General features: G+C 65.7%; 15 protein-coding genes. 7 read left to right on the top strand and 8 right to left on the bottom strand.

The window, feature by feature from the left end:
* Positions 1-70: 70 nt before the first annotated feature.
* On the bottom strand, positions 71-1,111 hold the full coding sequence (locus tag FVQ98_RS08945) for a nucleotidyl transferase AbiEii/AbiGii toxin family protein (protein ID WP_147913083.1): 1,041 nt from the start codon (positions 1,109-1,111) through the stop codon (positions 71-73).
* Entirely contained in the window at positions 1,104-1,700 is a 597-nt protein-coding gene (locus FVQ98_RS08940; RefSeq protein ID WP_147913082.1) for a DUF6088 family protein, read from the bottom strand. Before FVQ98_RS08940 ends, FVQ98_RS08945 begins: the two co-directional genes overlap by 8 nt.
* 143 nt (positions 1,701-1,843) lie before the next feature.
* Between FVQ98_RS08940 and FVQ98_RS08935 the strand changes: the two genes are divergently transcribed.
* A complete protein-coding gene (locus FVQ98_RS08935; RefSeq protein ID WP_147913081.1) occupies positions 1,844-2,581 on the top strand; it encodes a type IV toxin-antitoxin system AbiEi family antitoxin domain-containing protein in 738 nt (245 codons plus the stop codon).
* A gap of 389 nt (positions 2,582-2,970) precedes the next feature.
* Entirely contained in the window at positions 2,971-3,537 is a 567-nt protein-coding gene (locus FVQ98_RS08930; RefSeq protein WP_187265681.1) for a 2'-5' RNA ligase family protein, read from the top strand.
* A gap of 132 nt (positions 3,538-3,669) precedes the next feature.
* Here the strand turns inward: FVQ98_RS08930 and FVQ98_RS08925 are convergent, their stop codons facing one another.
* Positions 3,670-4,209 carry a hypothetical protein gene (locus tag FVQ98_RS08925; RefSeq protein WP_147913079.1) on the bottom strand — a complete coding sequence of 180 codons (540 nt, stop codon included), beginning with the start codon at positions 4,207-4,209 and terminating at the stop codon, positions 3,670-3,672.
* 174 nt (positions 4,210-4,383) lie between these two features.
* Here FVQ98_RS08925 and FVQ98_RS08920 point away from each other — a divergent pair, with 174 nt between their 5' ends.
* The 4 genes from FVQ98_RS08920 (at position 4,384) to FVQ98_RS08905 (ending at position 7,861) form a co-directional block, all read left to right on the top strand.
* Positions 4,384-5,040 (top strand): FMN-binding negative transcriptional regulator, encoded by a 657-nt coding sequence (locus FVQ98_RS08920; protein ID WP_147913093.1) that lies wholly within the window; start codon positions 4,384-4,386, stop codon positions 5,038-5,040.
* Positions 5,040-5,267, top strand: a complete 228-nt coding sequence (locus FVQ98_RS08915; RefSeq protein ID WP_147913078.1) for a hypothetical protein — start codon at positions 5,040-5,042, stop codon at positions 5,265-5,267. Before FVQ98_RS08920 ends, FVQ98_RS08915 begins: the two co-directional genes overlap by 1 nt.
* A 68-nt stretch (positions 5,268-5,335) precedes the next feature.
* Positions 5,336-6,769, top strand: a complete 1,434-nt coding sequence (gene tadA, locus FVQ98_RS08910; protein WP_147913077.1) for a tRNA adenosine(34) deaminase TadA — start codon at positions 5,336-5,338, stop codon at positions 6,767-6,769.
* Between the two features lie 117 nt (positions 6,770-6,886).
* The gene (locus tag FVQ98_RS08905; RefSeq protein ID WP_147913076.1) at positions 6,887-7,861 is read left to right on the top strand and encodes an LD-carboxypeptidase; all 975 of its coding nucleotides are present in this window, start codon (positions 6,887-6,889) and stop codon (positions 7,859-7,861) included.
* 106 nt (positions 7,862-7,967) lie between these two features.
* On the opposite strand, the gene FVQ98_RS08900 is transcribed toward FVQ98_RS08905, so the two are convergent.
* Positions 7,968-8,288 carry a hypothetical protein gene (locus FVQ98_RS08900; RefSeq protein WP_147913075.1) on the bottom strand — a complete coding sequence of 107 codons (321 nt, stop codon included), beginning with the start codon at positions 8,286-8,288 and terminating at the stop codon, positions 7,968-7,970.
* Positions 8,289-8,565: 277 nt separating this feature from the next.
* On the opposite strand from FVQ98_RS08900, the gene FVQ98_RS08895 reads away from it, so the two are divergent.
* Entirely contained in the window at positions 8,566-9,603 is a 1,038-nt protein-coding gene (locus tag FVQ98_RS08895) for an adenylate/guanylate cyclase domain-containing protein (protein WP_147913074.1), read from the top strand.
* Between the two features lie 129 nt (positions 9,604-9,732).
* On the opposite strand, the gene FVQ98_RS08890 is transcribed toward FVQ98_RS08895, so the two are convergent.
* From FVQ98_RS08890 to FVQ98_RS08875, 4 genes are all read right to left on the bottom strand, one after another.
* Positions 9,733-10,413 carry an ankyrin repeat domain-containing protein gene (locus tag FVQ98_RS08890; protein WP_147913073.1) on the bottom strand — a complete coding sequence of 227 codons (681 nt, stop codon included), beginning with the start codon at positions 10,411-10,413 and terminating at the stop codon, positions 9,733-9,735.
* Positions 10,410-11,216, bottom strand: a complete 807-nt coding sequence (locus tag FVQ98_RS08885) for a TatD family hydrolase (RefSeq protein ID WP_147913072.1) — start codon at positions 11,214-11,216, stop codon at positions 10,410-10,412. The genes FVQ98_RS08890 and FVQ98_RS08885 overlap by 4 nt, the downstream gene beginning before the upstream one ends.
* 143 nt (positions 11,217-11,359) lie before the next feature.
* Positions 11,360-11,731: a PilZ domain-containing protein gene (locus tag FVQ98_RS08880; protein ID WP_147913071.1), complete on the bottom strand. Its 372-nt coding sequence runs from the start codon at positions 11,729-11,731 to the stop codon at positions 11,360-11,362.
* Between the two features lie 48 nt (positions 11,732-11,779).
* On the bottom strand, positions 11,780-12,790 hold the full coding sequence (locus FVQ98_RS08875; protein ID WP_147913092.1) for a DNA polymerase III subunit delta': 1,011 nt from the start codon (positions 12,788-12,790) through the stop codon (positions 11,780-11,782).
* Positions 12,791-12,806: the final 16 nt, after the last annotated feature.

The raw sequence follows: 12,806 nt of genomic DNA, 5'->3' as shown, positions 1-12,806 counted from the left end.
CTGCAAGACCGCTTTGGCCATGAAGAGGGGATAGCGCTTTGGGTCAATGCAATCGTCGGGGATGCGACACCTATGGCATCGCAAGCCTTGAAGAACGTACCGAATTCACCTTGGCTTCGAGGTCGGCACATGCTTCCAACAGTTCGCTGAAAGGTACCGCGTCGCCCACCATCATCTTGTCGGCCAGCATGGCGGCATAGTCCTCGGCGAGTGACTTTCTGGCTTGGCCTTCGGGGACAATTTTCAGATGCCCTGTGGTCGCGAGCATATAGTCGATCACTTGCCCATTGGCATCCTTCTCGATGAAGAAGAAGGACTTGTGGTGAGCGACGGCCGTTGCCACCGTGTGATCGGCCATGATGGCGGCGAAGTGCGGGCTTCGTGCGATCGCGGCCAAGTCATGCCAATGGCGCGCATAGCGTTCACTGCGGATGCGGCCCTGTGCGCAGAACACGTGCGCAGCGGTGGCTTTCTCCCAAAAGGTGCGCGCGACGCTCATGACGAGCGGCGAGGCGATGGGAAAAGATAGGTCGGCCAAGTGACCGGCGACGTCGCAAGCCACCTGGAACACTTGATGTGGCTCGCCCGTCGCGCGCGCACCGAACTCCAGCGTGACGACGGGTGCCACGTAGCCCGTGCCTTGCGTCAGGGCAGGGTAGTGCAGGAACAACTTGTCGTTCTCCGAACCACCGAGTTCCAGCCGGGCGTCCAAGCCCTCGCGCGTCAGGGCGGCCTGAATCGCCGGCTGCACGTTCTGTGTGATCCAGTCGGGCAGCCGATGTCGCACGGCTTGCGTCCATCTGCTCGCCTGGCTGCGGCTGGCTGGCAAGTCACCGCCTTCATCGATCAGGTCCGGGATCAGCTTGCGGATGTCATAGGTCAGGTCAATGTCTTCAGAGAAGCGGTCGATGATCCTGTAGACCTTCGACAGCGACGTGCCGCCTTTGAAGGTCAGGGCTGCCGACAACGGCGATTCGAACAGCGTGCGCAGCGTCCACACCACCCACACGTCCTTTTCGAGCAAGTGGGCGGGACGGCCGGTTTCGGCACGCCCGTATTCCAGCGCTTCGCGTTGATCGGTCTTGCTCAGGTCGAAGAAATACTCAGCCACGCGCGGCTTCCTCGCCGATGGCTTGCGCCATCCAGCCGGGTAGCGTCGCGCGTGCCGAGGCCAGCGCCTGCCACTCGGAGCGGGGAAGGGTGCGGCGCAGCGATGACAGCGACTGGCCGGCGTGCGCAGGTCCAATCCAGGCCAGCGCGCGCACGGCCGCGCCGGCCGGCCGCGCGCCCAGTGCCAGCATCCAGCGCGGAGCGTGTTTCACCAGCACTTCCGAGCGTCCGAGCTTGAGCTTGCGGGTGCGGCCGGAAGTCAGGTAGACCTCGCGGATGGGCACTTGCTGCGTCAGGCCCAGGGCATTGGCCGCACTGGCGCCGTGCGGCACCACGATTTCGCCGCTCTGCTCGGCCAGCGCTTGGACGACCTTCTCGGGCGCGGGAGCGCGCGAGCCGAACCGGCTGGAGACTGGAACAGCGTAGGCGCCCCGCGCTACGCGCAGCAGTTTGCCGGCCTTGGCCAGTCGCGAGAACGCCTGGTCCACCGCCGATCGGCTTCCCAGGTGCAGGAACTCCTTGGGCGACAGCACGCCTCCCTCGGGGAGGGCTTGCGCTTGGGTGAGGATGGTCTCGGGTAGCGTGTTCATCGAGGGGGCCTTCTGATGAGAGAAACAGTTTACCAGTTTCTGACATACCGACCAATGGATCGGGGGGGCAGGTTGGGCAGAGGCGCCGGCATCCGACGCATCCAAAATTGACGTTCATTTGAAAAAGTCTTAAAAATCGTAGTATGGCTACGACTGGATCGAGCAAGCTAATTGCGCTCTATACCCGGCTGGCACCAGGGACGCCGCTGACCTCGGCGGACTTGGCGGCGCTGGGCATCTCTGCCGACCTGGCCGTTCACTACGTCCGGGCAGGGTGGCTCACGCGCCTGGCGCGCGGGGTGTTCTGCCGTCCGAACGATGCCCCGGCACTTCATCCCAGCGTACTGCTGTTGCAGCGCCGGTTCGAGGGGCTGCACGTTGGTGGCAAGTCGGCGCTGGACTGGTATGGCGTGCGGCAGTATGTGTCGCAGCAGCTGGTGCTGCACCTGTATGGCTGGACGGCAGGGCGCTTGCCCGAATGGTTCATCGAGCGCTTCCCTGCCGAGTACCACCGCAAGCGGCTGTTTGACGAGCAACCGGATGCTTTGCTGCACGTCGGCCCATTCGAGCAGCGCGGCCAGGCGCCGCAGGTCTCGGCACCGGAGCGCGCATTGCTGGAGTTGTTGAGCGAGGTCGGCGTGCGCCAGCCCTTGCAGGAAGCCCGCGAACTCGTTGAGAGCGCCTACAGCTTGCGCGCCGAGGTACTGCGCGAGCTGTTGCAGCATTGCACGAGCGTCAAGACCGTGCGACTGTGCCTGCAACTTGGCCGCGAAGCCTCATTGCCGTGGGCGGCCAAGCTCGACCCGGCCGCGCTGCCGACGGGCAGCGGCCGGCCTTGGGTATCCAGATCGGCCGATGGTCTGCTGGTACTCAAACCATGAACCAAACCTTCTCGATAACACACGCCTGCTGGCGCAGTTGCAGAAGGCCGATATGAGGAGTTCGCAGAGCAGGTGGACCTGCTCGCCGAGCAGCTATCTGCGCTATCCTAGAAGGCGATTGATGATGGTGCCGTCGGCGTCGTCAGCCCGCAAATCGTCCCATCTCCCGCGCCAGAAAAAGGTGTCCGATGCAGACGGTAAACGCGACGGTAAGGCCCATTTCGATCATCGAAAATCCCTTTAACCACGTGAACTTGCGTGACCCGTTGATGACCGAGTGGGAGTGAGCCAGGTCAGGGCGCAGACGTATTTCGCAAACTTGACCGTTGCGTATGGCAGATCAGTTTTCGCTCTTCGGGGCACCGCCTGAAGAGACGGATATCCCTTGCTTGGCGCCCGCTGCGCCGGGCTTTCGGTGCGAACTGTTCTTCGCCGTTCAGCCCGAGCAGGAAGATGCCGAGCGGATAAGCGCGCAGGCCGAGGCGGTGCGCCAGGCGCTGAACCTGTATGGCGGCTCCGTCGTCAGTGCGCCGCGCCTGCACATCTCGCTGCACGGGTTGGGGCGCTACGACGCTGCGCCAAAAGAATTGCTGGCACGTGCGCTGGATGCCGCCGCGCGCGTACGACTGGCGCCGTTCGAGGTCGCCTTTGACCAACTGATGAGCTTCGGACGCCCTGACGCCAAGACGGATGCCTATCCTTTGGTGCTGACCGAGAGCGTGCCCGACCCCGGCTTGCTGGCGCTGCATCAGCGCCTTGGGATGGCGCTGGCGGACGCGGGCATACCCGTCGAATTGCCATTTCATCCCCACATGACCCTGTCGCGACACGGTAAACACGTCCCATCGCAGCCCCAGGCGCCAATGCGCTGGACCGCCAGGCGCTTCGTGTTGATCTGGAGCCATTTGGGCAAAACGCGTTACGAGCGCGCTGGCGACTGGCTGCTGACCGCCTGAATCGATACGAGTGGTGGCGGCTCCTCCCAATGGTAAAGCGCGGGGATCGCTAGAAGGAACGGAACGGTTTCCGACCGACCGGAGATCGACGCCCTAACGCAAACGGATAGGCGACCTCAGCGAAAACCCAACTCAGTCGATGCCCGTGGCCAGATCTCCCGCCAGCAGTTGTTGCGGCAGTTGCCGGAAGCGCCAGCCACCGCGCGCCGGCTCAAACGCCCAGACCACATCGAAGCGCTCGCCGGGCCACGCTTTCGGGATCTGGGCCGCCGGCGCGATGGCCTGCGCCAGCGTCGGGATGCACTCGTGCGACCAGGCGATCAGCACCACCCCGTCGAGCTGGTGACAGCGTTCGGCAGCCTGATCCGTCTGCGTCTTCATCAGCCGGGCTTCGACTTTCAGCCCCAGCGCTTGCGCCAGAGGCGTGACGGTCTGCCGCGTGCGGCGGCTGTCGTCCGGCGCGCTGCGGTCGAAGCGTTCGGACAGGATGTGCGTCGGCACGCGGACACCGTCCACGTACGGGTGCTGAAAGAAGCGGATCAACGCGCCCGCACGTTGCCAGCCGCGCACGCTCAGCGAATGCTCGTCCAGTTTGCCGCGCCGGCGCACGCCCTGAACCCGGTCGGGAATGGGTTTCTCGGCGTGGCGGATGAGCAGGATTTGTTCTGGCATGGCATTGCACGGCTGAATGGCGCAGAGCAGGGGGCGAGCAGTTGGCGGTGGGCGGCGTCGGCGCAACCGTCGGGCTGCAAGCCATTCTGCCGGCCGCGCCGCTGCCGCGCAAACCCCACCGTTTCGGCCACAATGCCCGTCACTGTGCGACCCTTGATCGCCGCGCCCGCCACCATGTACCTGCCCCCTTACTTCGCCAGCCGCGACCCCGCTCAGGCCGCGCGCTTGATGCGCGAACACCCGTTCGCCAGCCTGATCACGACCGATGATGACGGCTTACCTTACGTCACGCACCTGCCGCTGCACCTGCAGGGCGCGGGTGCGGCCGAGGGGAATTTCACGCTGCTCGGCCACGTGGCGCGGCCCAACCCGCAGTGGCGGCATTTGCAGGCGCGGCCGCGCGCGGTGGTGACGTTCTTGGGCCCGCACGCCTATATGTCGCCCAGCGTCTACCCCGACCTGGCGCGCGTGCCGACCTGGAATTACCTGGCGGTGCACGCCACGGTGACGGCGCGCCTGCTGGACGCGGACGACGCGCAGGGCAAGGACGATTTGCTGAAAAGCCTGATCGGTGACCACGAACCCGCGTACGCCGCGCAATGGCGTGCCATGGATCCGGAGCTGGCGGGCAAGCTGCTGCAGGGCATCACGGCGTTTGAACTCACGGTGACCGACTGGCAATGCAAGCTCAAGCTGAACCAGCACCGCAAGGAAGCGCACGCCGCCATGCATGCGGCCTACGCAGCGGGCAGCCCGGACGAGCGCGCACTGGGCGGTTGGATGGAAGATTTGGGCATGACGGCGCCCGCAAGGCCGCAAGGAGAAGCGTGATGCGTGGCATGAGCTTGCTGGGCCTGGTCATCGTGGCCTTGGTGATCGGTTTGCTGGTGACCAAACAGACCGTCGGCAGCCGCAACGCCACGTCGGCCATCGGCGTGCCCGCGTCGGCACCGCAGGGCAACGTGCGCGAGCAAAGCCAGCAGATTCAGCAGCAATACAAGCAAGCGCTGGAAGGCGCGCTGAACCAGCCGAGGCCCGAGCCAGACGACGCCAAGTGAATGGGCGAGCGCTGGCCTGTTTTGAATGACATCGGCCTCTAGCCCTACAGCCACCTGCGCAACCAGCTATGAACAATGAAGCGACGCCGCCGCCCCTTGGCACCCTGGTGACCGACGACGCGCAGGCCATGCGGCTGGCCTTGGGCGAGGCGGGGCACGCCGTGGCGGCGGGTGAAGTGCCGGTCGGCGCCGTGCTGGTCGATGCGACGGGCACGGTCATCGCCACCGGCCGCAACGCGCCGATCGGCGGGCACGACCCGACGGCGCACGCCGAGATCGCTGCGCTGCGCGCCGGGGCCGCCGCGCGCGGCAACTACCGGCTGGACGGCTGCACGTTGTTCGTCACGCTCGAGCCCTGCACCATGTGCGCTGGCGCCATGCTGCACGCGCGGCTGGCGCGGGTCGTGTACGGCGCGCCAGACCCCAAGACCGGCGCGGCAGGGTCGGTGCACAACCCCTTCGCCGACACACGGCTGAACCACCAGACCCAGGTGCACGGCGGCGTATTGGCCGATGAATGCGCCGCGCTGCTGCGCGACTTCTTCCAGCCGCGCCGCGTCAACAATTCGCCCCTGCGCGACGACGCGCTGCGCACGCCGGCCGCGCGCTTTGCGAACTTGCCCGGCTACCCCTGGTCGCCAAGCTACGTCAGCGATTTGCCAGCGCTGAACGGCCTGCGCATGGCCTACCTGGACGAATGCGCTCGCGCCGCCAAAGAAGGTGGAAGTGGGGCAGGGCAGCGCACCTGGCTGTGCCTGCACGGCAACCCGACCTGGAGCTACCTGTACCGCCACCAGATCCCGGTGTGGCTGGCGGCCGGCGACCGTGTGGTCGCGCCCGATCTGATCGGCTTTGGCCAAAGCGACAAGCCCAAGAAAGAAGCCGCGCACAGCTTCAGCTGGCACCGGCAGGTGCTGCTGAAGTTCGTCGAGCGGCTGGACCTGCGCCGCGTCATCCTGGTCGTGCAGGACTGGGGCGGCCTGCTGGGGTTGACGCTGCCGATGGCGTCGCCCGAGCGGTACGTTGGTCTGTTCGTCATGAACACGACGCTGGCGACCGGCGAGGTGCCGCTGCCGGGCGGTTTTCTGGCGTGGCGCGAGATGTGCCGCAAGAACCCTGGCTTTGATATCGGCCGGCTGATGGCGCGCGGCAACCCGCAGCTCGCGCCCGCCGAATGCGCCGCCTACGATGCGCCGTTTCCCGACGTCGGCCACCGCGCCGCCACGCGCGCCTTTCCGCCGATGGTGCCCGAGCACGCGGACGACGACGGCGCCGCCATCTCGCGCCAAGCGCAGGGGTTTTGGCGCGACCACTGGCAAGGCCGCAGCCTGATGGCGATTGGCCAGCGCGACCCGGTGCTGGGCGAGCCGGTGATGCGCGCGCTGCAGGCCACGTTGCGTGGCTGCCCCGCGCCCTGGCTGCTGCCGGACGCCGGCCACTTCACGCCCGAAGCCGGCGCCATCCTTGCCGAGCGCGCGCTGCTGCACTTCGACGGCGTGTGAACCTGCGGCGCAGCGGAGCGGACCGCGCGCTAGAATGTCTATGAATTTGATAGCTGCCTGCGCACGTCCATCAAGCGCTGGCGGCCTATTTGGCTTGATTTTCTGTTGAAGGCTTTCATGGCACACATCTACGTCTATTCCCCTTCTGGCGCCGTGCGCGACCGCGCTGCGTTCCGCCGCGGCATCCAACGCCTGCAGGCCATGGGGCACGAGGTAGAAGTCGATCCCGACGCGCTCGCCACGTTCGAGCGCTTTGCCGGCGACGACGCCACGCGCCTGGCAGCCATCGGCCGTGCGGCCGCCAGCGGCGCCGACGTGGCGCTGACCACGCGCGGCGGTTACGGCATCACGCGCCTGCTGCCCGATCTGCCCTACAAGGCGCTGGCGCGCGCCGTGGGCAAGGGCACGCGCCTTGTCGGCTTCAGCGATTTCACGGCGCTGCAACTGGCGCTGCTGGCCAAGACCGGAGCGCCCACCTGGGCGGGGCCCTCACTGTGCGAAGGCTTTGGCGCCGCCGACGCCAGCGATGCGGCGGACGACCATGGCGGCAAGGCGACGAGCGGCCCTGACGAGATCATGCTGGCCTGCTTTGACGACATGGCCAGCGGCGTGGGCGAGGGCACGGGCTGGCGCCTGCCCAAGGCCGACCGCGAACTGCTCAAGGCGCGTCGTGACGGCCACCTGGCGCACGACGCCACGCTGTGGGGCGGCAACCTGGCGATGGTCATGTCCATGCTGGGCACCCCCTGGTGGCCAGAAGTGGAGGGCGGCGTGCTGTTTCTCGAAGACGTGGGCGAACACCCCTACCGCGTCGAGCGCATGCTGCTGCAGCTGCTGCAGGCCGGTGTCCTGGCCCGGCAAAAGGCCATCGTGCTGGGCCAGTTCACCGAATACCGGCTGGGTCCGCAGGACAAGGGCTTCAACCTGACCAAGGTGGTGGACGGCCTGCGCGCACGCCTGAAGAAAGTGCCGGTGCTGACGGGCCTGCCATTTGGCCACGTGCCGACCAAGGTGCTGCTGCCGGTGGGGCGACCCGTTGACCTGCTGGTGGAAGAGGGCGATGCGATGCTGCTGTGGGGACACATGCACTGAGCTGGCGCAGGCACAGCTTGTGCAACGTAAAAAGGGACGCTTGGCGTCCCTTTTTTGTGGTTGTCTGCGACGTCCCGAGAGAGGCCTGCGTTTTCGAAGCTGCCGCTCAGGACCGCAGCGTGGTCGGTCGCGACATCAGGCCTTTGGGCAGCATGCCGTCGAACAGGACGGACAGGCTTTCGGTGCGCTCGCGCGCCGAGCGCTCGCCCGACGCATTGGCCAGGGCGGCCATCAAATCGGCACGCGCGTACCATAACGCCTGCGCGTCGCCACCAAATCGGATCCGCCGCGCCACCTGGGGGTGCTGACGCGCCCCTTCCTCGCCCAGCATGTCGAGCATGGCAAGGCGAATGTCTTCAAGCCGGTACGCCATCCGCTCCGGATCGGGCTTCTGACCGGTCCAACGCGCATACAGCCCGGTCAGCACATCAGTCGCAGTCCTACTCATATGAAGGTAACCGCCAGACAATGAAGATGAATTTGGTTACTGACCATCATAGGCCATTTAAGTGAACGAAGGCAGTACATCCGTTGCGTACAAGCTACGACTGGTTGCATATCCCCTGATCCATATACTTAACATGGTAAATAATTGATGCCATTCCGCAGAAGAAGAGTGGGCGGGAGAGACCGGTGCTGTGACCCGGGCGAGGCTCAGAAGGCCTGCCCGGGCCTGTGGCAACGTGCGTACCACGAGTGCACTTATGAATCTGGCTCAAACCATGGTGTTTGTCGACTTGGCCGGCAGCACCACCGCCTTCGCGGTCATGGGCAATGCTCAGGTCGCCGAGGTCGTCACCAAGGTCACCCAGTGGATCGACCGGGTAGTCGGCGCCCATGGCGGCCGCACCGTGAAGTTCCTTGGGGACGGCGTACTGGCGCAATTTGACGATAGCGGGCAGGCCATCGAGGCCGCTGTTTTCCTTCAGCAAAATCACACCGAGCGGCTGCGCAAATGGCCGGAAGCGCTGCGCATGGGCCTCAAGATCGGGCTGGCTACGGGGTCGGTGGTCGAAATGGCGGGCGACGCGTTCGGAGACGCGGTCAACCTGTCGTCCAGATTGTCTGACATGGCCGGCGAGCACGGCATCTGGGCGTCGGAGTCGGTCATCTCCAACATCAGCACCTCTGGCGCAACGCGCGGGCATGCCAATGTGGACGGCCAGCAGTCGGTCTCTCTGGACAGCGTGCGCTATCGCTCGCTAGGCGTGGTGCCGGTGCGAGGATTGGCACAGCCTCACTCGGTGTTCCAGATCGAATGGTCGGAGGACGTCACGACCGACCTCATGACGGTACAGGGGGCGCTGCAAAGTGGCCCACCGTGTCGAGCAGATGGGGATCGGCCGCGCTGTGAAATCGCACTGGCCTGGCTGGGTCACACCGGCGTCTTTCCGCTGAGCGAGGGGCCGATCACCATTGGCCGAGTTCCCGATTGTGATTTCGTCGTGGGTGACCAGCGGGTGTCGCGTGTACACGCCCGGATCGAACAGGTTGCCGGCGCCATCGTGGTGGTCGACATGAGCAGCTTCGGCACCTGGGTTCGCTTTGCCGAGAACCCGGCCACCGATATCGCGCTCCGGCGCGACCAATGCGTGCTGTATGACACCGGTGAAATTTCACTTGGGGCGGGATTCGATGACTTCAGCGCACCGGTCGCCGCATTCCGCGTGACGCTTCCTGCGCGATCGCTACCCAACAGAGTCGGTCAGACTCGCGCGGGGCAAATTCTTGCTCGTTCATAACCGCTCCATAGACTATGATCCCTTTATTCAACTATTAACATAATACACATCGTATGAAGTTATAAATCAGGCGTGACGCCCGTTTATGCTCTTCAATCCGAACCCATTAAGCACGCGAATGCACCTTCATCACCATTGCCCTTTGGGCGTCCCTGGACGGCTTTGGGCTCGATAGCGTTCGGCTTGGCGCAGTAGATCTATCGCATCGGGCCGCGCCGCGCGTTCGGCAAAATCCATCGCTGTCATCTGCTTCTGGTTGCGCATGCTGAAGTCGGCGCCGGACTCCAGCAGCAGCTTGACGGCTTCCGGGCTGCCGTAGGACGCGGCCATCATCAGCGGTGTCGTGCCATTGGGCGACTGCGCGTCGATGAAGGCGTGGTGCTCCAGCAGGAGGCGGATCACGTCGGTGTGGCCGTTGGTCGCCGCGTAATGCAAAGGCGTCCAGCCAGGCTTGTTGACGTCTGCATCCAGCGCGATCAGGCGCTTGACGACGTCCAGCTGGCCTTTCAGGGACGCCATCATCAACGGGCTTTCGTCCGCTGGGTTGCGACTTTCGGCCTTCAGTTTGGGTGAGTCCAGCAGGACGGACGCGACCTTCATCGAGCCTTCCTGCAGTGCCACGTACAGGCCCGGCGCACCGTTCTCGGTGGGCGTATTGGGGTCGAATCCGCGCGACAGCAGGCCGCGCATCGTCAATTCGTTGTCCTGCTTGATGGCGCGCGTGAAGGCCACTACGTCGTCGGCCGCCATCGCCAGGGGCGCGGCGACGGCCAGGCAGGCGGCCACCAGAACGCTTTTGAACTGCTTCATACGCTGACTTTCGGGAAAAGACGGGTGAAATTGTCGCTGGTGACCTGCGCGATGCGCGCGACGTCCACCCCGCGCAGTTCGGCCACCTTGGCCGCGACGTAAGGCACGTAGGCCGGTGAATTGGTCTTGCCGCGGTACGGCACGGGCGCCAGATAGGGCGAATCGGTTTCGATCAGCAGCCGATCTTCCGGGACCATGGCCGCCACTTCCTGCAATTCGCGCGCACTCTTGAAGGTGACGATGCCCGACAGCGACACGTAAAAACCCAGGTCCAGCGCCGCGCGCGCCACTTCGCGCGTTTCGGTAAAGCAGTGAAACACGCCGCCGGCGCTGCCTGCCCCGCCCTGCTCGCCCTCTTCCTTGAGGATGGTCAGCGTGTCGTCCGACGATGCGCGGGTGTGGATCACCAGCGGCAGGCCGGCGCGGCGGGCGGCGCGAATGTGGGTGCGAAAACGGTCGCGCTGCCATGCCAGGTCGGCCACGCTGCGGCCGCCTTTGCGTTCTTCCATCTGGTAGTAGTCCAGGCCGGTTTCGCCAATGGCAACCACCTTCGGCAATTGGCTGGCGGCGACCAACTGGTCCTCGGTCGGTTCGTGGACGTCTTCGCTGTCGGGGTGCACGCCCGCGCTGGCCCACAGGCCGTCGTGGCGCGCGGCCAAGGCCTGGACGTCGGGGAATTCTTCCATCGTCGTGCTGATGCACAGCGCGCGTGTGACCTGGGCCGCCGCCATGGCGGCGCGCACGGCGTCAAAGTCCGAGGCCAGTTCAGGAAATGTGAGGTGACAGTGGGAGTCGGTGAACATGCACGGGCCGGTGACAAGCCCGAAGCCGCAAGGGCATCAGGCGGTCTTTGTCAGCGTAAAACAGCGAAATTGATGCTATCACGCGCCTTCTGACGTGACAGGCGGCCAGATGGACCGGCCGCTTGTAGGTGCGCGCCGCTTTGTCAGATGGTCTGCGTAGCGCGGTCGGAGCCCAGTGAGGCGCCCAGAATCTGCTCGATTTTGACTTTGAGCTGCGCCGATTTTTCGTCGTTCGGAAAGCGCACGCCCACGCCTTGTGTTCGATTGCCTGAAGCACGTGCCGGCGTGATCCACGCCACCTTGCCCGCCACAGGATAGCGCTGCGGGTCGTCCGGCAAGGTGATCAGCACGTACACGTCGTCGCCCAGGCGGTGCTCGCGCGCCGACGGGATGAAGATGCCGCCGTCCGCAAACATAGGGATGTAGGCCGCGTAAAGGGCGGCTTTTTCCTTGATGGCCAGCTGGATAACGCTCGGGCGGGGTGTGTTGAGAGGTGCGCTTTGCGAAGTCGACATGGGCGGCTGCGATTCGGTTCCAGGACAGCAAAGCCGGGCAAAGCGGCTTCAGCCCTTCGAGTTTAGGGCCTGCCTGGCGCTGCTGACCAGGAATTCTGTCGTCAAACCGGCATTTAGGCTGTGTTCTGCGGTGCGCGCGGCCTGCCCCAACTGCGTCCACCAGCGCGACAGCGCCGCCATGGGCAACGGGCGGTGCGGCAGATCGGCCGATTCGAAGTAGCGCGGCACGGCGCCGACCTGCAGCGCCATCAGGTCATGGCAGAGCTTTTGCAGCCGCGCGACCACCTCCGGCAGCGCCAGTCCGGCCATGGCCGAGACGTCGCCGCTGGCCATGGCCTTGGGCAGCATGGCCCACTGGCGCGCGGTGACCTTGGTTTCGGCCAGCGCCAGCGCATCGTCCGGGCGGCCGCCGGCGGCGCGCAACAGTGCGGCGCCCTCCTCGGCCGGCACGCCTTGCACGTCCAGCCAGTGCTGGCCTTCGGCGGCGGCGGGCCAGTCCAGCGTATGCGTCAGGCAGCGGCTGCGGATGGTGGGCAGCAGCAGTTGGGCCGCGTCGGTGGCCAGGACAAACCGCACGTCGCCGGGCGGTTCTTCCAATGTTTTCAACAGGGCGTTGGCCGTGACGGCGTTCATGCGCTCGGCCGGATAGATCAGCACCGCCTTGCCGCGCCCGCGCCCACTGGTGCGCTGCGCGAATTCGATGGTGTCGCGCATGGCGTCAACGCGGATGTCCTTGCTGGGCTTGCGCTTCTTGTCGTCGATGTCGGACTGCGCCTTTTCGGGCAGCGGCCAGCCGCGCGCCAGCATTTCGGTTTCGGGCATCAGCACGGCCAGGTCGCTGTGCGTGTGCACGGCGATGCCGTGGCAGCTGGCGCACTGGCCGCAGGCGCCCTGGGGCGTGGGCGCGTCGCACAACCAGGCCCGCACCATGGCCAAGCCCAGTTCAAACTGGCCCAGGCCCGACGGCCCCTGCAGCAGCCAGGCGTGGCCGCGCTGGGCCAGCAGGGCTTCCAGCTGGCGTTGCAGCCAGGGTGCCAGGGGCGCCGGCTGCGTGGACAGTGCAGCGGCGCCCTGC

The organism is Ottowia flava (genome assembly GCF_008017535.1).
In the GTDB taxonomy this organism is placed as follows: domain Bacteria; phylum Pseudomonadota; class Gammaproteobacteria; order Burkholderiales; family Burkholderiaceae_C; genus Ottowia; species Ottowia flava.
Note: the sequence above shows the minus strand (reverse complement) of the source record. Positions and strands in the feature narration are given on the sequence as shown.

Excerpts from the sequence above, each read along its gene's own strand:
- FVQ98_RS08935 (WP_147913081.1), top strand. The coding sequence starts at position 1,844 with ATGGCTACGACTGGATCGAGCAAGCTAATTGCGCTCTATACCCGGCTG.
- FVQ98_RS08880 (WP_147913071.1), bottom strand. The coding sequence starts at position 11,731 with ATGTCGACTTCGCAAAGCGCACCTCTCAACACACCCCGCCCGAGCGTT.
- FVQ98_RS08940 (WP_147913082.1), bottom strand. The coding sequence starts at position 1,700 with ATGAACACGCTACCCGAGACCATCCTCACCCAAGCGCAAGCCCTCCCC.
- FVQ98_RS08925 (WP_147913079.1), bottom strand. The coding sequence starts at position 4,209 with ATGCCAGAACAAATCCTGCTCATCCGCCACGCCGAGAAACCCATTCCC.
- FVQ98_RS08915 (WP_147913078.1), top strand. The coding sequence starts at position 5,040 with ATGCGTGGCATGAGCTTGCTGGGCCTGGTCATCGTGGCCTTGGTGATC.
- tadA (WP_147913077.1), top strand. The coding sequence starts at position 5,336 with ATGAACAATGAAGCGACGCCGCCGCCCCTTGGCACCCTGGTGACCGAC.
- FVQ98_RS08920 (WP_147913093.1), top strand. The coding sequence starts at position 4,384 with ATGTACCTGCCCCCTTACTTCGCCAGCCGCGACCCCGCTCAGGCCGCG.
- FVQ98_RS08890 (WP_147913073.1), bottom strand. The coding sequence starts at position 10,413 with ATGAAGCAGTTCAAAAGCGTTCTGGTGGCCGCCTGCCTGGCCGTCGCC.
- FVQ98_RS08895 (WP_147913074.1), top strand. The coding sequence starts at position 8,566 with ATGAATCTGGCTCAAACCATGGTGTTTGTCGACTTGGCCGGCAGCACC.
- FVQ98_RS08905 (WP_147913076.1), top strand. The coding sequence starts at position 6,887 with ATGGCACACATCTACGTCTATTCCCCTTCTGGCGCCGTGCGCGACCGC.
- FVQ98_RS08885 (WP_147913072.1), bottom strand. The coding sequence starts at position 11,216 with ATGTTCACCGACTCCCACTGTCACCTCACATTTCCTGAACTGGCCTCG.